The organism is Salinibacterium sp. ZJ450, assembly GCF_011751885.2.
GTDB lineage: Bacteria > Actinomycetota > Actinomycetes > Actinomycetales > Microbacteriaceae > Ruicaihuangia.
In genome coordinates this window covers 1,143,024-1,163,003 of record NZ_CP061771.1, presented here as the reverse complement: position 1 = coordinate 1,163,003, position 19,980 = coordinate 1,143,024, and the positions used below count along the sequence as shown (strand labels likewise).

Here is a 19,980-nt window from a genome sequence, read left to right as displayed (position 1 = left end):
GCCTCTTCGTCGGGTTGTAGCGATGTTCGGTCAGTCGATGACGTATGCGCCGGTCGGGCTGAACGACGGGTCCAGCGCGAACGGGTCCTTCACCTGGCTGGAGCGGGTGGACGCGGCAACCAGCGGGGCAAGCTCGGCGGCGGCGCGCTCGATCCGGTCGTGCAGGGTCTTCACCTTGTCTGCGCCGCTGCCCCAGTCCGACGAGGCGGCGAACACGCCGGTCGGCACCACGATGGCGTGCAAGTAGGTGAACAGCGGGCGCATCGCATAGTCCAGCACCAGCGAGTGCCGGGCGGTGCCCGCCGTAGCTCCCATCAGCACCGGCATGTCGGTGAGCGCCTGAGCGTCGATCACGTCGAAGAACGACTTGAACAGCCCGTTGTAGCTGGTGGTGAACACCGGGGTCACGGCGATCAGTCCATCGGCCGAGGTGACCGTGTCGATCATCGTCTCGAGCTTGGTGCTCGGGAATCCAGTGAGCATGTTGTTGGTCACATCCTGCGCGAAATCGCGCAGCTCGAAGACGTCGACGGCGGTCTCAATGCCCTGCTCGTTCAGCCGGGCCACGGTCGCGGCGACCATCCGGTCGGCGAGCATGCGGGTCGATGACGGCTTGCCGAGGCCGGCCGAGACGACGGCGATTCTGCGGACGGTCATTACTTCACCTCTGCGGGTTCGGCGGCTGCGGTCGCTGCGGCCTGCTTGGCGGCGGCGACGCGGGCCTGGTGGGTGGGGGCATCCGGAACATCGGCCGGACGGTTCTTCGCGAACTCCTCCCGCAGCACCGGAACGACCTCGCCGCCGAGCAGGTCGAGCTGTTCGAGCACGGTCTTCAGCGGCAGGCCGGCGTGGTCCATCAGCCAGAGCTGGCGCTGGTAGTCGCCGGCGTAGTCGCGGAAGCCGAGGGTGCGGTCGATGACCTGCTGCGGGCTGCCCACGGTCAGTGGGGTCTGCTCGGTGAACTCTTCCAGGCTCGGGCCGTGGCCGTACACCGGCGCGTTGTTGAAGTAGGGGCGGAACTCGTTGACGGCGTCCTGCGAGTTCTTGCGCATGAACGCCTGGCCGCCGAGTCCGACGATCGCCTGCGCGGCGGTGCCGTGGCCGTAGTGCTCGAAGCGTCCGCGGTAGAACTGGATCATCTTCGCGGTGTGCGAGGCGGGCCAGAAGATGTGGTTGGAGAAGAAGCCGTCGCCATAGAACGCGGCCTGCTCGGCGATTTCGGGGCTACGGATGCTGCCGTGCCAGACGAACGGGGCGACCCCGTCAAGCGGACGCGGGGTGGACTGGAAGCCCTGCAGCGGGGTACGGAACTGGCCCTCCCAGTCGACGTACTCTTCGCTCCAGAGGCGACGCAGCAGTCCGTACTTCTCGATGGCGAGCGGGATGCCCTGACGGATGTCCTCACCGAACCAGGGGTAGACCGGGCCGGTGTTGCCGCGGCCGAGGGTGAGGTCCATGCGGCCGCCGGAGACGTGCTGCAGCATGGCGTAGTCCTCGGCGAGGCGCACCGGGTCGTTGGTGGTGATCAACGTGGTGGCGGTGGAGAGGATGATCCGCTCGGTCTTGGCGGCGAGCCAGCTGTTGATCGCGATCGGGCTGGAGGGGAAGAACGGGGGGTTGTGGTGCTCGCCCATGGCGAAGACGTCGAGGCCTACCTCTTCGGCGTGTTGCGCGATGGTCAGAATGTTCTGAATGCGCTCGGCGTCGGTGGGGGTGTAGCCGGTGGTGGGGTCGGTGGTGATGTCACCGACGCTGAAGATTCCGAACTGCATGCTGACCATTCCTAATGTCGATACGTTTGCATGGATATCCTACAGAACTATCGGCACGCTCGCACTATTCCCGGTAAATCGGCCCAATCGGTCACGACCTCCGTGTTTCCTCACAGGTTCGTGAATGCGCGGGCGTCGCGTCGGGGGTCCGTCATACGGTGGAGGGACAAACGAACCAAGGGAGGGAACCATGGGATCTCAGAACTTGACGGGCAAGCGCTACGCGTTCCTCGTGACCAACGGGTACGAGGACAGCGAGCTGACCAGCCCCTGGCAGGCGGTGACCGAGGCCGGAGGGCAGCCGGTGCTGGTGGCGCCGAAGCCCGGCGTGGTGACGGGAAAGCACGGGCACGAACAGCAGGTCGATCAGGCGGTGAATGCCGCGACATCCGCCGATTTCGACGGTCTGATGCTGCCCGGCGGCGTCGTGAATGCCGACCACCTGCGGATGGATCTGAATGCGGCGGCCTTCGTGCGGGCGTTCTTCGAGGAGCACAAACCCGTCGGAGTGATCTGCCACGGCGCGTGGATCCTGATCGAGGCAGGCGTCGTCGACGGCCGTACGATCACCTCGTACCCGAGCCTGAAGACCGACCTGCGGAATGCCGGCGCGGTCTGGGTGGACGAGGAGGTCGTGGTCGATAACGGGCTGGTCTCCAGTCGCCGGCCCGATGACCTGCCGGCCTTCAACGGCAAGCTGGTGGAGGAGTTCGCGGAGGGCAAGCACGCGGCGCAGGCCGTGTAGCGCTCGCTAGAACTCCTCGTTGGTGTCGGGGTCGCCGCCCCAGAGGCGGCCGCGCTCCAAGGCGGAGATGTCGCTGATCTCACGCTCGGTGAGCTGGAAGCGGAACACGTCGAGGTTCTCGCGCTGCCGGGCCGTGTTCCGGGAGCGCGGGATCGGCACCGACCCGACCTCGATGTGCCACCGCAGCACCGCTTGGGCCGGGGTCACGCCATGGTTGCCGGCGACCCGGTTGACGACATCCGAGGTCAGCAGGTCGGAGCCGCGGCCGAGCGGGCTCCAGCTCTCGGTGAGGATGCCGTGCTCGACGTGGAACGCGCGCAGCTCCGTCTGCGGGAAGTACGGGTGCAGCTCCACCTGGTTGACCGCCGGAACCACCCCGGTCTCCTCGATCAGCCGGGTGAGGTGCTCGATGGTGAAGTTGGAGACGCCGATCGAGCGGGCAAGGCCGGCCTCGCGCAGGTCGATCATCGCCTTCCAGCTGTCGACGTAGAGGTCAAGCCGCGGCATCGGCCAGTGGATCAGGTAGAGGTCGATGTACTCGAGAGCCAGGTTGCCGAGCGATTCGGACAGCGATGCGGTGGTCTCGTCATAGCCGTGGTGGCGGCCCGGCACCTTGGTGGTGACGAACAGCCGCTCGCGGGGCACGTCCGCGGCGAGGATGGCACGCCCGACGTCCGCCTCGTTGCCGTAGTTGAGCGCGGTGTCAAGCAGCCGGTAGCCCATCTCGATGGCCGTTGCCGTCTCGGCCTCCCCCACCCGGTAGGTGCCAAAGCCCAGCGCCGGGATCTCGCGCCCGTCGTTCATGATGTGCCGGGGAATCTCGGTCATGCCGCCAGCCTAGCCAGCGGCCGCACGCGCTAGCGCAGCAGTTCCGCCGCGAGCAGCTCCAGCGCGCGCACCCTGCCCGGCGCCGTGGCGGGGTCGACGCCGTGGTGCGCCGACGCGTTCGGCACCACCATCACCTCGTCGACGCCGAATTGCTCTGCGAGGGCGCGGATCCGGGATGCCGCGTTCTGCGGCGTCTCGATCACCCAGGTCTGCAGCATCCCGTCCACCAGCTGCTGCTGCGCGGGGGTCAGCTGGTAGGCCGCCGCCTCCTCCACGGTGGCGAGCGCGGTGAGCGGCTGCCCGGTGCGAAGCCTCGCCATGTGCTGCAGCTGCGGCAACGCGAGGGCGTAAGCCTCATCGGCGGTCTCGGCGACCGACACGTTCACCGTCAGGAACGTGCGCGGCGTATCCGACGCCTCCGAGGGGGTGAAACCGCGCCGGTACAGGTCGAGCGCGTGGGTGGTGCTGCCACCGGAGAAGTGGTGCGCGAACACATAGGGCAGACCGAGCCCCGCGGCCAGCTGGGCGGAGTAGTCGCTGGAGCCGAGCAGCCAGACATCCGGTGCCGACGCGGCGTGCGGGGTGGCCCGCAGCTCGTACAGCTGGCCCGACGTGAGACGCAGGCCAGCGCCATCCGGATGCAGCAGCGAACGGATGTCGGTGATGTGGTTGGGGAAGGTGTCGACGTCGCTCGTGGTGCCGCTCGAGCGCAGCAGCGAGGTGATCACCGGGTCGCTGCCGGGCGCCCGGCCGATGCCCAGGTCGATGCGGCCCGGGAACGCGGCCTCGAGGATGCCGAACTGCTCGGCAACCACCAGCGGCGCGTGGTTCGGCAGCATCACTCCCCCGGAGCCGACCCGGATCCGCTCGGTGTTCGCGGCGAGGATCCCGATGAGCACCGCCGGGTTGGTCGAGGCGACCGACGGCATGTTGTGGTGCTCGGCGACCCAGTAGCGGGTGTAGCCGAGCTCGTCCGCCCGCTTGGCGAGGGCGACGGATGACGCGATGGCGTCTCGGGAGGTCTGGTCGTGGCGGACGGGAATCAGATCGAGCACGGAGAGGCGCAGCGGAGAAGTCATCACCTGATCGAACCACAGGCGAGGTGCGGGTATTCCTCGGCTCCCTACGAGTCTCCTGCACGTTCCCCGCCGAAGCCTCGCGTGTCTGCAACGTGAGGCGTACGGTCGAATCAGCGACCGCCGTGGCGTCTGTCGCCCGGTGGCCGTTTGCCACATCAGGCTCCGACACAGAGGGGTGTTTCATGCTTCCAGTTCTACCCAGTCCGTCCGATCTCGAGCAGTTGGCCAGTCATCGCGATGAAGCGAGCGTCACGATATACGTGCCGTCGTCGCCGATTCCTCGAGAACGTGATGAGGCGCGCATCGCCTTCAAGTCGTGTGTGGCCGACGCGGCCCGCCAGCTCAAGGCGACGGGCGCGAATCCGGAGCGAGCGCGCGAGGTGATCTCCTCGCTGGAGGCGCTCGACATGGATGAGGAGTTTTGGATGCGGCAGGCTCGCGGTTTGGCCGTGTTCGCCTCGCCCGGACTACTGCAGGTGTACCGCCTGCTCACGGATGTGAAACCCCGCGTGAGCGTGAACCACCGCTTCGACATCGGCACGCTGTTGCGCGCCGTCACCTTCTCGCATGCGGCGTACGTGCTGACGCTGAGCGAGGGTCGGGTGCAATTGTTCGGCGTGACGAACGACAGCGAACCGGCGCGCGAACTGCAGCTCAGCCTGCCGGACGACCTGCACTCGGTACTCGAGTACACCACCACCGAGGATCAGCTGGCACGCGGCCGGGCGCTCGGCGCCAACGGGGAGAAGACCGAGCAGCAGCGATATTGCCGGCTGGTTCAGGATGCCGTGCTCGCGCGGATTGGCAACACGTCGCTTCCGCTGATCCTGGCCGCGAGCAAGGAGCTCGGGCCGGCCTACCGCGCGATCAACACCTACCAGCATCTGTGCGCGCGCGGAATCGATGCCAACCCGGAGGGTGTGACCGTGCCGCAGCTCACCGACCGGGCCCGTGCAGTGCTCGACGAGCTGAACGAGTCAGACACCAAGGCGTGGAGCGAACGCTACGAGACCCAGCGGGCCAAGGACCGCGCCACCAGCGACCTCGGCCACGTGGCGAGAGCCGCCACGGCATCCGCGATCGACGAGCTGGTGTTCGACATGGATGCCGCGCTGTCCGGCTCGATCGACGACGACGGCACCCTGCACCTCGACCACGAACCCACCACCGGCAGCTACGGCGTGATCGATGAGATCGCGGCGCGGGTGTTGCGCTCCGACGGACGGGTGCGGGCGCTCCGCACCGAGGACGTGCCGAACGGGTCACCGGTGGCGGCGATTCTGCGGTACCCGTTCTAGGGGGCTCGTACTCGCGGATGCCGCTACTTGCGGCATCCGCACCAAATCCGGCCTCGGGCTAGCGAAGTTCCGCTATCCCGAGGCCGCTCCCCCGCGAGCGCCGTACTTTCTCACGAGCGCCGCCGCTAATGCAGCGGCGCTCGTGAGAAAGTACGGCGCTCACTGGTGCACCGCTCGCAGAAACGCAAAACGGGCCGCCACCCACGCGCCCGCCGGGCTGAGGTCTGGCAATTGGTCGCTCCGCGAGCCCGGGAACCACCAAACGGCAGACCTCACCGCCAGGAGACCGGGCACGGCTCAAGCCCGGCGCGGCGCTCAGCGCTGCACCGCACGCGGAAACGCAAAACGGGCCGCCACCCGAAGGTGACGGCCCGTCCAAGAAGTTCGCGGTATCAGCGAAGACCCTTCTACAAGCTCCGGGAGCGCGTGGCGCTCACAGAGCGAGGATGGGACCCGCCTGTCGTGCGACCTGAGGTTATCGACGCAGCCCGAGACGCTCAATCAGCGAGCGGTAACGGTTGATGTCGACATCCTGGAGGTAGCCGAGCAGACGACGACGCTGACCAACCAGCAGAAGCAGGCCACGACGTGAGTGGTGGTCGTGCTTGTGCTCCTTGAGGTGTTCGGTGAGGTCCTTGATCCGACGGGACAGGACTGCAACCTGAACCTCGGGGGATCCGGTGTCACCGGGGTGGGTCGCGTACTCTTCGATGATCGCCTTCTTGACATCAGCTTCAAGTGCCATAGATGGGATCCCCTTTCTCTCGTTGCGCGGCGCCCGAAACCTTATTGTCTGAGCTCTCTTTATCCGCGGCCGATCTAACGGCAACCTGAAGAGTCTACCAGCGTTCGGCCCGCGCATCCGGCCCGCGCCGTTTTCGGTCCAGCCCGCCCACCAATCCGGCAAGGTCAGCGGCGTGACGTATGGTCGAATCACCGGACCAGCGGAGGGAGACGCATGGGGATTGTCCTCGACATCCTGCTCATTCTGCTGCTCATCGGCTACCTGGTTTACGGCTTCCGCGCGGGCTTCTTCCGCAGCCTCGGCGGCATTCTCGGTGTGGCTGCCGGAGGCGTGGCCGCGTTCTTCGCCATCCCCGTGGTGAGCACCTGGGTTCCCGCTCCGGAGTGGCGCACCCCGGCGATCATCGCCACCCTGTTGCTGCTCATCGCGCTCGGCAACACCCTCGGCGCGACGCTCGGCAACGCCATCGGCCGGCAGTTCGATCGCGGGCCGCTGCGCATCATCGAGCGGCTGTTCGGTGCCGCGGTGAGTGTGGCCGTGGCCGCGCTCGTGATCTCCGCGGTCTCGGTCAGCGTCGGCGCTCTCGGCATTCCCCTGCTCACCCCGGCGATCGCCTCGTCGTCTGTGCTGCGCAGCATCGAGTCGGTGACGCCCGCCCCGGTCAAGGTCGTCGCGTCGCAGCTGCGGTCGCTGGTGCTTGAGGAAGGTATTCCGCGGCTCAGTCAGGCGATCGGCGGGACGCCTGCCGAACCTCCGACGGTTCCGGATGTCGCGAGCGACAGCCCCGGTTTGGCGCGAGCGGCGCAATCCGTGGTGCGCGTCACCGGCGCGGCATACTCCTGCGGGCAGAACCAGACCGGCACCGGTTTCGTGATCGCCCCCGACCGGGTGATCACCAACGCGCACGTGGTCTCCGGAGTGACCGAGCCGATCATGGAGGCGCCGAACGGTGAGGTGCATTCCGGCGAGATCGTGTACTTCGACCCGGTGGACGACCTCGCCGTGCTGGCATTCGACGACCTCGATACCGCACCGCTGGAGTTCGCGCCGACCCTCGCCCCGGGCAGCGACGCGGTGTTCAACGGCTACCCGTTCGGTGGCCCGTTCAGCTCGAAGCCTGCCGGCGTGATCTCGGTGGGTCCGGCGGCGGTGGCTGATATCTACGGTCAGAATCCCACGCCGCGGGAGGTGTACACCCTCGCCGCGGACGTGCAGCAGGGCAACTCCGGCGGACCGCTGCTGTCGGCCGACGGCGCGGTGGTGGGCGTGATCTTCGCGAAGAGCGCGACGACCGCCGACGTGGGGTTCGCGCTGACGATGGAAGAGGTCGCTCCCGTGATCGCCCAGGCTCCCGGGCTTGACGACCCGGTGGCGTCCGGCAGCTGCACGAGCGGCTGACCGCAGAGCCGCGCACCGCGTAGCGTGGGCGGCATGGCCCGATCCGCCGCATCCTCCCGTCCGGCAGCATCCGACGCCGCTCCGCCCTGCGCGCTAATCACCGGCGCGACCGCCGGCATCGGCGCCGAGTTCGCCCGGCAGTTGGCCGCGCGCGGCTTCGACCTGGTGCTGGTCGCCCGCGACCGCGAACGGCTCGACCGGGTGGCCACCGATCTGGCGGAACGTTTCCGGATCGACGTGGAGGTGATCGATGCCGAGCTGGCGGATGCCGGCGGCCTCGCCGATGTGGAGGCTCGGGCGGCTGATCAGACCCGGCCGATCGACCTGCTGGTGAACAACGCCGGCTACGGGTTGAAGGGTGACTTCGAGGCCAACGACGTCGACCAGGAGCAGCGCCTGCTCGCCGTGCTCGTGACCGCGCCGATGCGGCTCACCCACGCCGCACTGACCCAGATGCTGCCGCGGCGCCGCGGAACCGTGATCAACGTGGCGAGCATCGCCGCCTTCACCCCGCGCGGCACCTATGGTGCGGCCAAGGCGTGGGTGGTGAGCTTCAGCCGCTGGGCGAATCTGCACTATCGCAAGCACGGCGTCACGGTGACCGCCCTCGCGCCGGGACTGGTGCGCACCGAGTTCCACCAGCGGATGGGAACCCAGGCCAGCGGGGTTCCGCGGGTCGCCTGGCTCACCCCGCGCCGGGTGGTGCGGATCGCGCTGCGCGACGCCGCGCGCGGGAAGGCGCTCTCGGTGCCCTCGCTGCGCTACAAGCTCGCCATGCTGGCCACCCGAGTACTTCCGGCGCGCTGGGTCGCGGTGGGCCGACTCGGCGACTGACCGGCGGCGCGAGGACCGCCCGCGACCGGTCGGCTGCCCCCTTGGGCGGCCGGGCGTCAGCATGGCACACTGTGAAACACCGTACGGAAGGATTTCTGATGTCCTCGTTCGATACTCGCCCCGAGTCCACCGGCTCCGACAGAACAACTCGTGGGGGCATGATCGCCGTCGGTGTGATCGCCATCATTCTGGGCATCGTTACGCTGGTTTGGCCGAACGCCACCCTTTTCACCATCGCCGTACTCTTCGGCATTTACCTCGTCCTGTCGGGGATCGCCCGGATCGCGTTTGCGGTCAGCGCGACACCGCTCGGCACCGGGGCACGTTGGCTGATCGGCATCCTGGGCGGACTGATCGCCATCGCCGGCATCATCTGCCTGTTCAGCCCGTTCGAGTCGCTGATGCTGCTGGCCATCGTGATCGGTATCGGCTGGATCATCGAGGGGATCTTCGACCTCGTCGCCGGCATCACCGGCCACACGATCACTCCGCGCTGGTGGGCAATCGTCGTCGGCGTGATCACCCTGCTCGCCGGTATCGCGGTGCTGATCCTGCCGGGGCTGGCCCTGGCCACCTTTGTGATCACCGGCGGCTTCCTCCTCATCCTGATCGGTGTGGTCACGGTGATCGCGGCGCTCACCCGGCAGCGGCAACGGGCCTGAGCCTCCTGTCTTAACGCGTGTTACGTCGCGGGTGACAGCGCGCGGCATCCGTGTGACGCTGGACTCGAATTGGAGGCTTCCATGCAGAACAGCGCCACCCGCATCCAGACCACCCACGCCGGCAGTCTGCCCCGCACGCCGGAACTGATCGCCGCCAACGAGGCACGCGAGTTCAGCGACGACGGCTTCACCCTGAAGCGCACCGCAGAGTTCGACGCGCTGCTCACCGCCGCGGTCATCGACCTGGTGCAGCGCCAGAAGGATGCCGGCATCACCGTGCCCGGTGACGGCGAGTACGGCAAGGCCATGTCGAACCCGGTCGATTACGGTGTCTGGTGGACGTACTCGTTCCAGCGCACCGGCGGTCTGCAGCTGACCGATTTCAACCCGCTGTTCACCGAGCCGGTGCGGAGCTCCCCCGGCAACGTGCGGCTCACCAGCTTCGTCGACCGACGCGACTGGACCCGCTTCGCCGACGCATACCAGGACCCGACCAGCGGCATCTCGGTCGGTAAGAACGCCACCGGGTTTCCGAGCGCGACCGGGCTGCTCCGCTACACCGGCCAGGCGGCCGTCGCCAGTGACATCGCCAATCTGAAGGCGGGACTGGATGCCGCGGACCTGACCGAGGGGTTCCTCACCGCGCTTTCGCCGGGGTCGGCCAGCCGCATCGGCAACGAGTACTACGCCAGCGAGGAAGAGTTCATCTGGGCGTGGGCCGACGTGCTGCGCGAGGAGTACACGGCGATCATCGACGCCGGCCTGATCCTGCAGATCGACGACCCGTCCATCGCCGAGAACTGGGATCAGATCAACCCGGAGCCCAGCATCGAGGATTACCGGGCGTTCACCCGCATCCGCGTCGAGGCCCTGAACCATGCCCTGCGTGGCCTGCCGGAGGACCGCATCCGCTTCCACCTGTGTTGGGGAAGCTGGCACGGACCGCACACCACGGACATTGAGCTGAAGCACATCGTCGACCTGATGCTGGAGATCAACGCCGGCGCGTACTCGTTCGAGGCGGCGAACGCGCGGCACGAACACGAGTGGCGGGTTTGGGAGGACGTCACGCTCCCCGACGGCAAGCTCATCCTGCCCGGGGTGATCAGTCACGCCACCAATGTGGTGGAGCATCCCGAGCTCGTCGCGGAACGCATCGAACGCTTCGCGTCGGTGGTCGGCCGCGAGAACGTGATCGCCTCCAGCGACTGCGGCCTGGGCGGCCGGGTGTACCCGTCGATCGCGGCGGCCAAGCTGGAAGCGCTTGGGGCGGGTGCCCGCATCGCGAGCCAGCGACTGTTCTAGCTGGCCAGCTGGCTAGCCGCGAAGCGCCTCGTTCTCTCGACGCAGCTGGGCGTTCTCGGCAGTCAGGCGCAGGCGCTTGGCGGTTCCGGCGGTCAGGGCCAGCCCCAGCAGCGCGCCGAGCAGGGTGCCCATCCCGTTGGCGAACACGTCACGCGGGTCGGGGAACCTGCTCGGCAGCACGATCTGGATCAGCTCGATGCCCACCGACAGGCCGAGTCCGCCCAGCGTCACGATCCACCACCACCGGCGGCCGAACAGCAGCACCAGGAACACCCCGACCGGCACGAACATGGCGATGTTCGCGGCGAACTCCACCAGGTCGAAGGTGATCCACGACGTGCGGTCATCGCGCGAGAAGAACAGCAGCAACCGATCCAGCGGGCCGAAGGCGCGCGGGTCGTCGGGCTCGGGGTTCAGCGTCACCCAGCCGACGAATATTAGGTACGCCATCGTGAGCGGGCTGAGAAACGGATGGCGGCGCAGCATCCGTCCATCATGTCGGATGCCCGCTGAGAGGAGGCGGGTTTACTCAGTGCAGGTGGCCGAGCGTCACCGCGAACGCCACAGACCAGGCGCCCGCGAGCACCAGGATGGCGGCGGCGGCCACCCACAGGCGCCGCGGCTTGCCGGCCAGCGTCACCGCATGCTGCAGCGCGTCGAACGCGGAGGTGACTCCGCCCTGCAGCATCCGATCGGTGGGCTGCTGGTTCCAGGTGGCAGCGGTTTCCGCTGCCTCGGACAGCGCGGCAACGTCGTCACCGCAGTAACGAATCGGCTGGCTCAGCAGCCAGGTGACGAACTCACGGTTCGAGAGCACGATCAGCGCTCCGTTGTCGGTGCGGGTCCAGATGTGTCCGGGGTCGAGCAGCACGACGATGGGGCGCACTTCAACCGGGAGCGCAGTCGCCTGCCGCAGCATCCGGCTCGCATACTCCGCCTGTTCCTGCAGATCGTCCATCGGGTGGCGATGACGGCGCGCGACGAGCGTCACGCCGCGCACCCACACATCGCCCGATCCGGCATCGAGGCCGCGGATCACGAACACGCCGGCCGGGCCGATGATCAGGTGTTCCAGCGGCGAATCCGGCTCGGTGCGAGGAATCGCGTGCAGCGCGTCCCACTGGCTGCCGAGTTCGTCGAGCAGCAGGCCGACCCGGCGTTCCGCGAGCGCCCGCAGAAACAGTGGCCGGGCGGTCGGCGTCAGCGGGTCGATTCCCAGCCAGCGGGCCACCGCACCGCGGCGGGCCGGGGCGAGCTCTTGCGCGTCGAGGCACGCGCGCATGGTTCCGTATCCGGCGGTGCCGATCCGCAGCGACTCGGACCACCCGACGGTGACATAGGTCGGGGGCCCCGTAAGGCCCCCGACTGTGTCAACGTCTGAAACCCCCTCAGACATTTGTGCCGCCCCCCAGCGGTTGTGTTTCTATGGGCAACGCTAGACCGACGCAGCGCCGGCGGCAGCCCCCCGAACAGGAGGTAACCCGCCCCCAGTTCAGGGGGTTTACGCGTGTCGGTGCACGGCTCAGTCGATGATGATGGAGATCTTGCCGCGCACGTGTCCACGCTCAAACCGTTCGAAGGCTGCCACGATCTCGGTGAGCGGGTACTCCGCGGCGATCGGCAGCACGATGCTGCCGTCGGCGATCATCTCCGCGAGGATCTCGAGCCGTTCTGGGTCGGCCTTGCCCTGCCCGACGGCTTGCACGCCCAGCTCTTTCGCCTCGTCCACGGTGGTGTTGATCCGGGCGGGGTCGATTCCGAGTTCCAGCGCGGCCCGCACCGTGTCGGGGCCGGCCTGGTCGAAGACCACGGTGACGTCCTGCCCGGTTTCGAGGATGCGTTCGGCAAGCGACGCCCCGTACTCCACCGGAATCACCCCGATGGAGCGCAGGAACTCGGCGTTGTCGGCGCTGGCGGTGCCGAGCACGGTGGCGCCTTCGAGGCGTGCGAGTTGCGCGACCAGCACTCCCACTCCCCCGGTGGCGCCGCTCACCATAACGATGTCGGCGTCGGTGAGGTGCTGCGAGGCCACCACGTCCAACGCGGTCTGTCCGACGGTCGCGAGTGCTCCGGCGGCCTGCCATGACAGCGCTGCCGGTTTTCTGGCCACGGATGTCGCGCGCGCGACGGCGTATTCGGCGAGGCCGCGCAGCAGCACCAACGCGAACACCTCGTCGCCCGGGGCGAACCCGGTGACGCCCTCGCCCACCTCGTCGATGACGCCGGCCGCATCGAAGCCGAGCCCGGACGGCAGCGACTTCGGCAGCCCCGGCCGCATGAGCCCGCGTCGCACTTTGACGTCGGCCCGGTTCAACGCAGACGTGTGAACGCGGATGCGCACCTGGCCGGCACCCGGCGTGGGCTGTGGCACGTCGTCGATCGTGATGACCGACGCCTCACCGAAGTCGTGAAAGCGTGCCGCGCGTGCCATACCTGCCTAACCCTGCATGTGAGGAGGCTGGTTCCCCCTGCTGCCACTATAGGCAGCCGTCTCGTCGCGGCGGATCACCGCGGGCGTTGCCCGGATGTGCTCCTCCATTGCGGTGCGCGCGCCCTCGACATCCCCTGCCTTGATTGCCTCGATGATGCGCTCGTGCTCTTCGTGCCGTTCCCCGGTCACGTACCCGAGCGGCAACTCTCGGCCGGTGGTGTTGATCAGGAGGTCGCTGAGGTCCCACATGCGCCGGCTGGAATCAGCCATGATGCGGGAGCCGACCACGCTGTGGATTGCCTCGTGGAACAGCCGGTTCTGCACTCGATACACCGACGAACGGGTGTGCGGATTCGGTTCGTCGGTGAGCCGTTCGATCTCGCGGGAGACCGCTTCGATCCTGGCGATGTCCGCCTCGGTGCGACGCGCGGCGGCGGCACCGGCAAGGGCACCTTCGAACGCCGCAAAGATCTCGAAGAAGTCGTCGACCTCCTTGCTGCTGTACTGCATGACCACGCAGCCGATCTGCGGCAGGATCTCGACGAGGCCCTCCGCGGCGAGCAGCCGCAGCGCCTCCATCACCGGTTGCTTGCTAACGCCGAACTCGGCGCGGATCTCATTCACCGAGAGCTTGGCGCCGGCCGGGTAGTCGCCGTCGAGCAACCGCGTCTTGACGGTCTCGTAGACCTGCCCAGACAGGCGACCGCGATTGCGCTGGGGTTCGAGGGTCATGGACACGCCTCCAGTATGGCTGAACGACTGACCGCCGGCCGGGAAGGCTGGCACCGGCCGGCGGTCGTGCATCAGGCGTTGAGAGTGGCGATGGTGACGCCGAATCCGGCGATGTACTCGGGGATCGGCTTGTAGAACGAGTAGTCGACCGTGTAGTCACCGACGGCGCCGAGGGCGGCGTAGGCGGCGATCCAGGTGCGCACCTCGTGCGAGGAGTTGCCGGCGACCTCGCTCATCCAGTCCGGGGACCAGGCATCGAGCGGGGTCAGGTCGCCGGAGGCGAGGATGCGCATCAGTTCCCGGTCCCATTCCGGGGCCAGCGGCTTGACCACGTTGATCCCGGCGGCGAAGTCGCGCGCCGCGTTGATCACCCGCTGCTGCCTCGCGTCGCGGGCCTCCGGGGTGAGGTGTCGGCCGCCGCCGAGCAGCGCCTCGCGCACCTCGGGGGTTGCGGTCGCGATCTGCGGCACCGGCGGCTCGTGGGAGAGTCCGCCGGAGCCGATCAGCAGCACCTTCTTGTCGGCCAGTTCGGTGCTGGCGAAGCGGCCGATTAGCTCGCCGAGCTGCCGGATCCGCTTCAGCGGGGCGAACGGCGGAGCCACCGAGTTGATGAAGATCGGCAGCACCGGCTTCGCGGTGAAATCACCGTAGATGATCTCCATCGGCTGCACCGCGCCGTGGTCGACCTCCATCCGCAGCGACACCGTCATGTCGATGCCGTGCTCCATCAGGTACTCGGTGAGTGCCCGGGCGGTGTCGGTGTCCACGTCCAGCGGGCCCGCCTGGGTGCCGAAATCCCCCACCCCGACCGCCTCATAGCCGATGCAGAACGGCGGCATGATGTCGTAGAAGAAGCCGTTGTAATGGTCGGGCCCGATGTTGATCACCAGGTCGGGATCGTACTCGTGTACGAACGAGCGGACCTGGTCGAAGGCTGCCTCGACGGCGGCCTTCACGTCGGCGGGCGGGTCGACGTACTCCAGCAGGGGGCTGTGCGACATGGTCACCAGTGCGAGCGTCATTGCTTCTGTCCTCTTCTTTCGGGATGCCGGTCAGTTGCGGTTCAGCAGGAAGTCCAGGTGGATCTGGTCGAAGATCTCGGTCTGCTCGTACTGCGGCCAGTGCCCGGCGTTCTCGATCACCGCCAGGGACCCGTTGGGCAGCAGGTCCGCGATCCGGCGGCCCTCATCGACCGGGCCGGACGGGTCCTTGGTGGTCCAGATCACCAGCGCCTCCGCCTGGATGGCGCGCAGGTCATCGTCGGAGAGCATGTTGCGCTTCCGGGTTTCGAGGTCCTGCAGGGCCATGTTCATCTGGCACGCCATCGGCCAGTCCGGCTGCTGGAAGATCGCCTGCCGGGTCTTGATCAGGTCATCGGTGACCATGGTCGGGTCGGCCATCAACCATTCCAGCCGGGTCTTCACCCGCGCCCAGGATGGGTCCTTCGCCGCCTCGGTGGACAGGGTGTAGAGCCGCTCCATCACCTGCGGGTTCGCCATGGTGCCGCCCATGGTGTTCAGCGCGATCCGCTCCACCCGATCCGGGTACAGCTGCGCCAGCTTCGCGGTCACCCAGCCGCCCAGCGACTCGCCGCTGAAGTACGCCTTCTGCACGCCGATGGCGTCCATGAAGGTCAGCACCTGGTCGATGTAGTGCTTGATCTCCAGCGGATGTTCCGGCTTCGAGGAGTACCCGTGTCCGATGAAATCGATCGCCCACGCCGAGAAATGCTCCCCGTGCGAGCGCAGGTTCCGGGCGTACGCCTCCGCGTGCCCGGTGATGCCATGCAGCATCAGCAGGGTCGGCTTCGACGTGTCGCCGGTATGCAGGTAGCGGGTGCGGTAGCCGGCGTGCTCGATGAAACCCTGGCTGAACGACACCTCGGCCAGATCGGACCAGACACTGGTGAACGGGCGTTCGGTCATGAGATTTCTCCTTCGTAAGAGGTTGCGGGTGACGCGGCGAGGAGGCCGCTGATGTCGCGATCAAAGTCGTCCGAGGTGCGGGCGAGCACCTCGTCGAGGGCTGCTGACAACTGCTGGGTCGCTTCCGCGACATCCGTCACCGCGGCTGGCTGCCGCCAGGCGATGTAGCCGTCCGGTCGCACCAGCAACGCGCCCGCCTCGTGGATCTCGCGCTGCGCGTGCCACTCGCCGTATGCGTCGGCGAAGCCGGGCGCACCGATGGCGACGGTGCGGAGGTAGTCTGCGTCGAGCGCGCGCGCCGCCTGCACCCAGGCGGTGCCGGCGAGGCCGGTGACGAGGCTGAACTTGCCGCGCCCGGTGACGTCGAGGGTCGAGATGCGCTCGCCCGCGGCATCCACCAGCCAGGCGTGTGGGATCTTGGCGCCCGGCCGGGTTGTGGCCTGCACGTACAGCTGCGGGTCGCGGCGCCATTCCTCGGTTCCGGCGGCCGGATCGCCAAGCACCGCGCTCGACTCGTAGCGCTGGTTCAGCTCCACGCCCTGCGCGTTGAACTCGGTGTTCTTCAGCTTCAGGGCCGCGTAGAGCGCATCGCGCGCGGCAACGCCGTCGGTGGTCGCCGATTGGATCTTCGCGAGCATGGCGGCCAGCGGGTCGTCGGAGTCGTCGATCGCCAGTGCCTCCCGGATGGCGCCGTAGTCCTTGCGGGACTGGTTCGCCCTGGCGACGATCTGCTTGCCCACCGGCACCCGCTCGTCGGAGTACGAGTCGAGCAGCCGGGGACCGGCGTCACCGCGGATGACGAAGGCCAGCTTCCAGGCGAGGTTGAAGGCATCCTGCATGCAGGTGTTCGAGCCCAGCCCGGAGCTCGGTGGGTGCCGGTGCACGGCGTCGCCGGCGCAGAACACGCGGCCGCGGTGGTAGAGCTCGGCGTGCTGCTGGTTCACGTACCAGACCATGGTGCGGTCGATGTCGAAGTCGAGGTCGTCGTCGCCGATGAGGGTGCGGATCTGGCTGCGCAGGAACTCCTCGGAGAGGTCCGGCTCGCCCTTGCTGATGTCGAAGCCCCAGCCCATGATCCACTGGTCCCACGGCCGGATGGCCCGGAACGTGGCCATGCCGATCTCACCGAAGCTGGCGGCCGGGTTGATGATCCAGTGCAGGATGCTCGGCCGGTGCTCGACGTAACGAGTGAGGTCCGCGTTGAACAGCACGTACACGGTGCCGGCACGGGCTTTCTCGCCGACGATCGGCAGCTCGAGTTCCTCGGCGACGAGGGAGTTCGCGCCGTCAGCGCCAACGAGGTAGCGGGCGCGCTGCGTGTACTCCTGCCCGGTGATTCGGTTGAGGAGCCGCACCGTCACCCCATCGGCGTCCTGCTCGTGGCCCAGGTACTCGGTGTTGAACGAGACGTCGGCGCCCCGCGCCGCCGCGTTCTTGACGAGGATCGGCTCCATCACCGTCTGCGGGATGTCGAGCATCGGCGATGGGCTGCCGGTCAGGTAGTCGGTGGCCCGGTCGGGACCGGTGCCCCAGGTGCGCAGGCGGGCGATCTCAGGACCCGTCAGGCTGGTCGTGAACAGCGTGTCGCCCATCCACTCCCACGGGGTGGCCGCCTGCTTGGCTTCATCCTCGATGCCGAGGTCGCGCAACACCTCGACGGCGCGCTGGTTGGTGATGTGCGCCCGCGGCGTGTTCGCCAGCCAGTTCCACTTCGAGACCACGTGCACGCGCACCCCGTAAGTGGCCAGGGCCAGTGCGCAGGTTGCACCGGTGGGCCCGGTCCCCACGATTAGGACGTCAGTATCGAATTCCGAGTCGACCACGATCGCTCTCTTCCTTGAGATGGTTCTGTGCGGACCTGCTGTTGGTCCTCCGTGCTGGGATACTAGCATGCTAGTTCCTCGAGGCAACCAAACCCCGGCTTGCGCTGCGGCGGGCGCTGCTCTACGCTCGCCGTTACCCGCTAGCATGCAAGTCACGCCGGCACAGCAAAGGAGCTACGCGATGATCCGCCACCCTTCCCCGACCGTCAGCCCTCAGCTCGAGGCGTCGGCTCGGCTGCGAGATGCGACGCTCACTACCGTGCCGTGCGCTCCCGTTCGCGACCTGCTCGGCACCGACCTGGATGCGGCCTACGCGACGCAAGAACTGATCATCCGTTCACTCGAGTCGGCCGAGAACCCTCGGGTCGGGCGCAAGGTGGGCCTGACCGCCCCGGCGGTGCAGCGGCAGCTCGGCGTCGACCAGCCCGATTTCGGGGTGCTGCTCGCTGACATGGAGATCGCCGAGGATGCCCTGATCCCCCACGAGACGCTGCTGCAGCCGCGGATCGAGGCCGAGATCGCGTTCGTGATGGCGCGGGATGTCACGGACACCGACCGCGCCTCGGTGATGGCGTCCGTGTCCTATGTCGTGCCGGCGCTCGAGATCGTCGACAGCCGCGTCGCGGCCTGGGACATTTCCATCGTCGACACCGTCGCCGACAACGCGTCCAGCGCCTATTACGTGCTCGGAGCGGCGCGACTGCCGCTCGCCGACTACTCCCCGATCGACGCCACCATGTCGATGAGCATCGACGGCGAGGTGGTCTCCACTGGATCGGGCGCGGCTTGCCTCGGCGATCCGGTGAACGCGCTGGTCTGGGTGGCAGAGACCGCTGCCCGTCTCGGACGGCCGCTCCGCGCCGGCGAGATTGTGCTGTCCGGCGCTCTCGGCCCGATGGTGCCGCTGCTGCCCGGCGCGACCGTCGAAGCCACCATCAGCGGCCTCGGCTCCGTCTCGGCGACCGCCTCCGCCTCGGCCTCGGCCTCGGCCTGAACTTTCCCCTCCCCCACACCACCAAAAAAGGAAATGCATCAATGTCAACGTTGACAACGCGTCGCCAAGACCGGGCTCCCGCCGCGAAGAAGCAAGGCGGCCCGCTGAAGGTTGCCCTCGCCAGCTTCATCGGCACCACGGTCGAGTACTACGACTTCTTCATCTACGGCACGGCCGCAGCACTGGTCTTCCCGGCGATCTTCTTCCCCGAGGCCACGCCGCTGATGGGTTCGCTGCTGTCCTTCGCCACCTTCGGCGTCGGCTTCCTCGCCCGCCCGCTCGGCGGCATCATCTTCGGCCACTTCGGTGACCGGGTGGGCCGCAAGAAGATGCTCGTCATCTCGCTGCTCGGCATGGGCGCGGCGACGCTACTGATGGGCATGCTGCCCACCTACGCGCAGATCGGAATCTGGGCGCCAATCCTGCTGACCGTGCTGCGCCTGTTCCAGGGCATCATGGTGGGCGGCGAGTGGGGCGGCGCGACACTGATGGCAGTCGAGCATGCCCCGCGCGGCAAGCGCGGCTTCTACGGCGCATTCCCGCAGACCGGCGCCCCTGCCGGCACCTTCCTCGCCACCGGCGCATTCATGCTCGTCTCGCAGCTGCCGGATGACGCTTTCATCAGCTGGGGCTGGCGAGTGCCGTTCCTCGCGAGCATCGTCCTCGTGCTCGTCGGGCTGTTCATCCGACTGTCCGTGGCAGAGAGCCCCGCCTTCGCCGCGGCACGCGAGCAGCAGGAGATCGTCAAGGTTCCGGTGGCAGTCGCGTTCCGTCGTCACTGGCGCGAAATCCTGCTGGTCGCCGGCACCTACCTCAGCCAGGGTGTGCTCGCCTACATCACCATGGCGTTCCTGGTGAACTACAGCGGCGGCGTCGGCATCGACCGCACCTCCGCGCTGCTCGGCGTCATGCTCGCCGCGATCATCGCCGTCTTCCTCTACCCGGTGTTCGGGTCGCTGTCCGACACCTTCGGTCGCAAGACGTTGTACTTCGCCGGGGCGGTCGGCATGCTGATCGCCACCCCGATCGGCTTCATGCTGATCAACACCGGCGAGGCGTGGGCCTTCACCCTCGCTGTCGTGCTGATCTTCGGCGTCACCATGTCAATGTCGGCGGGCGTCACCGGGTCGCTGTTCTCGATGGTATTTTCCCGTGAGGTGCGCTACTCCGGCTCATCCGTCGGCTATACGATCTCGCAGATCGCCGGCCCGGCGTTCGCGCCGACCATCGCGACCGGCCTGCTGGCCTCGACCGGTTCGAGCGACGCCGTCGTGATCTACCTCGTCATCATCTGCGTGATCTCAGTGATCTCTGTCGCGCTCATCCCCGGCGGCTGGGGCCGCGCGGAAGCGGAGCACATCAGGAAGCGCGAGCTGGCTGAAGAGACCAGCGCAGCGTAACCACCCGCA

Annotated in this window: 20 protein-coding genes; 8 read left to right on the top strand and 12 right to left on the bottom strand. The window is 67.7% G+C overall.

Going from position 1 to position 19,980, the window contains the following annotated elements; all coding sequences use genetic code 11:
• Nucleotides 1-30: 30 nt before the first annotated feature.
• Nucleotides 31-657, bottom strand: coding sequence for an FMN reductase (locus HCT51_RS05555; protein ID WP_166871127.1), 627 nt, complete (start codon nt 655-657; stop codon nt 31-33).
• On the bottom strand, nt 657-1,772 hold the full coding sequence (locus HCT51_RS05550; protein ID WP_166871125.1) for an LLM class flavin-dependent oxidoreductase: 1,116 nt from the start codon (nt 1,770-1,772) through the stop codon (nt 657-659). The genes HCT51_RS05555 and HCT51_RS05550 overlap by 1 nt, the downstream gene beginning before the upstream one ends.
• 190 nt (nt 1,773-1,962) lie before the next feature.
• Here HCT51_RS05550 and HCT51_RS05545 point away from each other — a divergent pair, with 190 nt between their 5' ends.
• Nucleotides 1,963-2,517 carry a type 1 glutamine amidotransferase domain-containing protein gene (locus HCT51_RS05545; protein ID WP_166871123.1) on the top strand — a complete coding sequence of 185 codons (555 nt, stop codon included), beginning with the start codon at nt 1,963-1,965 and terminating at the stop codon, nt 2,515-2,517.
• Between the two features lie 6 nt (nt 2,518-2,523).
• On the opposite strand, the gene HCT51_RS05540 is transcribed toward HCT51_RS05545, so the two are convergent.
• Nucleotides 2,524-3,345, bottom strand: a complete 822-nt coding sequence (locus tag HCT51_RS05540; RefSeq protein ID WP_166871121.1) for an aldo/keto reductase — start codon at nt 3,343-3,345, stop codon at nt 2,524-2,526.
• 29 nt (nt 3,346-3,374) lie between these two features.
• Nucleotides 3,375-4,424, bottom strand: coding sequence for an LLM class flavin-dependent oxidoreductase (locus HCT51_RS05535; protein WP_224760692.1), 1,050 nt, complete (start codon nt 4,422-4,424; stop codon nt 3,375-3,377).
• A gap of 182 nt (nt 4,425-4,606) precedes the next feature.
• Here HCT51_RS05535 and HCT51_RS05530 point away from each other — a divergent pair, with 182 nt between their 5' ends.
• A complete protein-coding gene (locus tag HCT51_RS05530; protein ID WP_166871119.1) occupies nt 4,607-5,722 on the top strand; it encodes a baeRF11 domain-containing protein in 1,116 nt (371 codons plus the stop codon).
• Between the two features lie 475 nt (nt 5,723-6,197).
• Here the strand turns inward: HCT51_RS05530 and rpsO are convergent, their stop codons facing one another.
• On the bottom strand, nt 6,198-6,467 hold the full coding sequence (rpsO, locus tag HCT51_RS05525) for a 30S ribosomal protein S15 (protein WP_166871117.1): 270 nt from the start codon (nt 6,465-6,467) through the stop codon (nt 6,198-6,200).
• A gap of 213 nt (nt 6,468-6,680) precedes the next feature.
• Between rpsO and HCT51_RS05520 the strand changes: the two genes are divergently transcribed.
• The 4 genes from HCT51_RS05520 to HCT51_RS05505 all read left to right on the top strand — a co-directional run bounded on the left by HCT51_RS05520 (nt 6,681) and on the right by HCT51_RS05505 (nt 10,666).
• Nucleotides 6,681-7,865 (top strand): MarP family serine protease, encoded by a 1,185-nt coding sequence (locus tag HCT51_RS05520; protein ID WP_166871115.1) that lies wholly within the window; start codon nt 6,681-6,683, stop codon nt 7,863-7,865.
• A 33-nt stretch (nt 7,866-7,898) separates the two neighbouring features.
• Nucleotides 7,899-8,699: an SDR family NAD(P)-dependent oxidoreductase gene (locus tag HCT51_RS05515; RefSeq protein WP_166871113.1), complete on the top strand. Its 801-nt coding sequence runs from the start codon at nt 7,899-7,901 to the stop codon at nt 8,697-8,699.
• A gap of 98 nt (nt 8,700-8,797) precedes the next feature.
• A complete protein-coding gene (locus tag HCT51_RS05510; protein ID WP_166871111.1) occupies nt 8,798-9,361 on the top strand; it encodes an HdeD family acid-resistance protein in 564 nt (187 codons plus the stop codon).
• An 81-nt stretch (nt 9,362-9,442) separates the two neighbouring features.
• Entirely contained in the window at nt 9,443-10,666 is a 1,224-nt protein-coding gene (locus tag HCT51_RS05505) for a cobalamin-independent methionine synthase II family protein (protein WP_166871110.1), read from the top strand.
• A gap of 12 nt (nt 10,667-10,678) precedes the next feature.
• Here HCT51_RS05505 and HCT51_RS05500 read toward each other — a convergent pair whose 3' ends face one another.
• The 7 genes from HCT51_RS05500 to HCT51_RS05470 form a co-directional block, all read right to left on the bottom strand.
• The gene (locus HCT51_RS05500; protein ID WP_166871107.1) at nt 10,679-11,152 is read right to left on the bottom strand and encodes a VanZ family protein; all 474 of its coding nucleotides are present in this window, start codon (nt 11,150-11,152) and stop codon (nt 10,679-10,681) included.
• 43 nt (nt 11,153-11,195) lie between these two features.
• Nucleotides 11,196-12,062, bottom strand: coding sequence for a nuclease-related domain-containing protein (locus HCT51_RS05495; RefSeq protein ID WP_166871105.1), 867 nt, complete (start codon nt 12,060-12,062; stop codon nt 11,196-11,198).
• A gap of 126 nt (nt 12,063-12,188) precedes the next feature.
• Nucleotides 12,189-13,097, bottom strand: coding sequence for an NADP-dependent oxidoreductase (locus tag HCT51_RS05490; protein ID WP_166871103.1), 909 nt, complete (start codon nt 13,095-13,097; stop codon nt 12,189-12,191).
• A 6-nt stretch (nt 13,098-13,103) separates the two neighbouring features.
• Nucleotides 13,104-13,829, bottom strand: coding sequence for a GntR family transcriptional regulator (locus HCT51_RS05485; RefSeq protein WP_166871101.1), 726 nt, complete (start codon nt 13,827-13,829; stop codon nt 13,104-13,106).
• Nucleotides 13,830-13,900: 71 nt separating this feature from the next.
• Nucleotides 13,901-14,851, bottom strand: a complete 951-nt coding sequence (locus tag HCT51_RS05480) for a 3-carboxyethylcatechol 2,3-dioxygenase (RefSeq protein WP_166871099.1) — start codon at nt 14,849-14,851, stop codon at nt 13,901-13,903.
• Between the two features lie 30 nt (nt 14,852-14,881).
• Nucleotides 14,882-15,754 (bottom strand): alpha/beta fold hydrolase, encoded by an 873-nt coding sequence (locus tag HCT51_RS05475; protein ID WP_166871097.1) that lies wholly within the window; start codon nt 15,752-15,754, stop codon nt 14,882-14,884.
• The gene (locus HCT51_RS05470; protein WP_224760691.1) at nt 15,751-17,577 is read right to left on the bottom strand and encodes an FAD-dependent oxidoreductase; all 1,827 of its coding nucleotides are present in this window, start codon (nt 17,575-17,577) and stop codon (nt 15,751-15,753) included. The genes HCT51_RS05475 and HCT51_RS05470 overlap by 4 nt, the downstream gene beginning before the upstream one ends.
• Before the next feature lie 181 nt (nt 17,578-17,758).
• On the opposite strand from HCT51_RS05470, the gene HCT51_RS05465 reads away from it, so the two are divergent.
• Together HCT51_RS05465 and HCT51_RS05460 are read left to right on the top strand one after the other, a co-directional pair.
• On the top strand, nt 17,759-18,571 hold the full coding sequence (locus tag HCT51_RS05465) for a 2-keto-4-pentenoate hydratase (RefSeq protein ID WP_166871092.1): 813 nt from the start codon (nt 17,759-17,761) through the stop codon (nt 18,569-18,571).
• A 41-nt stretch (nt 18,572-18,612) separates the two neighbouring features.
• A complete protein-coding gene (locus HCT51_RS05460; RefSeq protein WP_166871090.1) occupies nt 18,613-19,971 on the top strand; it encodes an MFS transporter in 1,359 nt (452 codons plus the stop codon).
• The last annotated feature ends 9 nt before the right edge of the window (nt 19,972-19,980 follow it).

What these genes read in the sequence shown, in the direction of transcription:
- HCT51_RS05555 (WP_166871127.1), bottom strand. Translation starts at nt 657, where the DNA reads ATGACCGTCCGCAGAATCGCCGTCGTCTCGGCCGGCCTCGGCAAGCCG.
- HCT51_RS05550 (WP_166871125.1), bottom strand. Translation starts at nt 1,772, where the DNA reads ATGCAGTTCGGAATCTTCAGCGTCGGTGACATCACCACCGACCCCACC.
- HCT51_RS05545 (WP_166871123.1), top strand. Translation starts at nt 1,963, where the DNA reads ATGGGATCTCAGAACTTGACGGGCAAGCGCTACGCGTTCCTCGTGACC.
- HCT51_RS05540 (WP_166871121.1), bottom strand. Translation starts at nt 3,345, where the DNA reads ATGACCGAGATTCCCCGGCACATCATGAACGACGGGCGCGAGATCCCG.
- HCT51_RS05535 (WP_224760692.1), bottom strand. Translation starts at nt 4,424, where the DNA reads ATGACTTCTCCGCTGCGCCTCTCCGTGCTCGATCTGATTCCCGTCCGC.
- HCT51_RS05530 (WP_166871119.1), top strand. Translation starts at nt 4,607, where the DNA reads ATGCTTCCAGTTCTACCCAGTCCGTCCGATCTCGAGCAGTTGGCCAGT.
- rpsO (WP_166871117.1), bottom strand. Translation starts at nt 6,467, where the DNA reads ATGGCACTTGAAGCTGATGTCAAGAAGGCGATCATCGAAGAGTACGCG.
- HCT51_RS05520 (WP_166871115.1), top strand. Translation starts at nt 6,681, where the DNA reads ATGGGGATTGTCCTCGACATCCTGCTCATTCTGCTGCTCATCGGCTAC.
- HCT51_RS05515 (WP_166871113.1), top strand. Translation starts at nt 7,899, where the DNA reads ATGGCCCGATCCGCCGCATCCTCCCGTCCGGCAGCATCCGACGCCGCT.
- HCT51_RS05510 (WP_166871111.1), top strand. Translation starts at nt 8,798, where the DNA reads ATGTCCTCGTTCGATACTCGCCCCGAGTCCACCGGCTCCGACAGAACA.
- HCT51_RS05505 (WP_166871110.1), top strand. Translation starts at nt 9,443, where the DNA reads ATGCAGAACAGCGCCACCCGCATCCAGACCACCCACGCCGGCAGTCTG.
- HCT51_RS05500 (WP_166871107.1), bottom strand. Translation starts at nt 11,152, where the DNA reads ATGCTGCGCCGCCATCCGTTTCTCAGCCCGCTCACGATGGCGTACCTA.
- HCT51_RS05495 (WP_166871105.1), bottom strand. Translation starts at nt 12,062, where the DNA reads ATGTCTGAGGGGGTTTCAGACGTTGACACAGTCGGGGGCCTTACGGGG.
- HCT51_RS05490 (WP_166871103.1), bottom strand. Translation starts at nt 13,097, where the DNA reads ATGGCACGCGCGGCACGCTTTCACGACTTCGGTGAGGCGTCGGTCATC.
- HCT51_RS05485 (WP_166871101.1), bottom strand. Translation starts at nt 13,829, where the DNA reads ATGACCCTCGAACCCCAGCGCAATCGCGGTCGCCTGTCTGGGCAGGTC.
- HCT51_RS05480 (WP_166871099.1), bottom strand. Translation starts at nt 14,851, where the DNA reads ATGACGCTCGCACTGGTGACCATGTCGCACAGCCCCCTGCTGGAGTAC.
- HCT51_RS05475 (WP_166871097.1), bottom strand. Translation starts at nt 15,754, where the DNA reads ATGACCGAACGCCCGTTCACCAGTGTCTGGTCCGATCTGGCCGAGGTG.
- HCT51_RS05465 (WP_166871092.1), top strand. Translation starts at nt 17,759, where the DNA reads ATGATCCGCCACCCTTCCCCGACCGTCAGCCCTCAGCTCGAGGCGTCG.
- HCT51_RS05460 (WP_166871090.1), top strand. Translation starts at nt 18,613, where the DNA reads ATGTCAACGTTGACAACGCGTCGCCAAGACCGGGCTCCCGCCGCGAAG.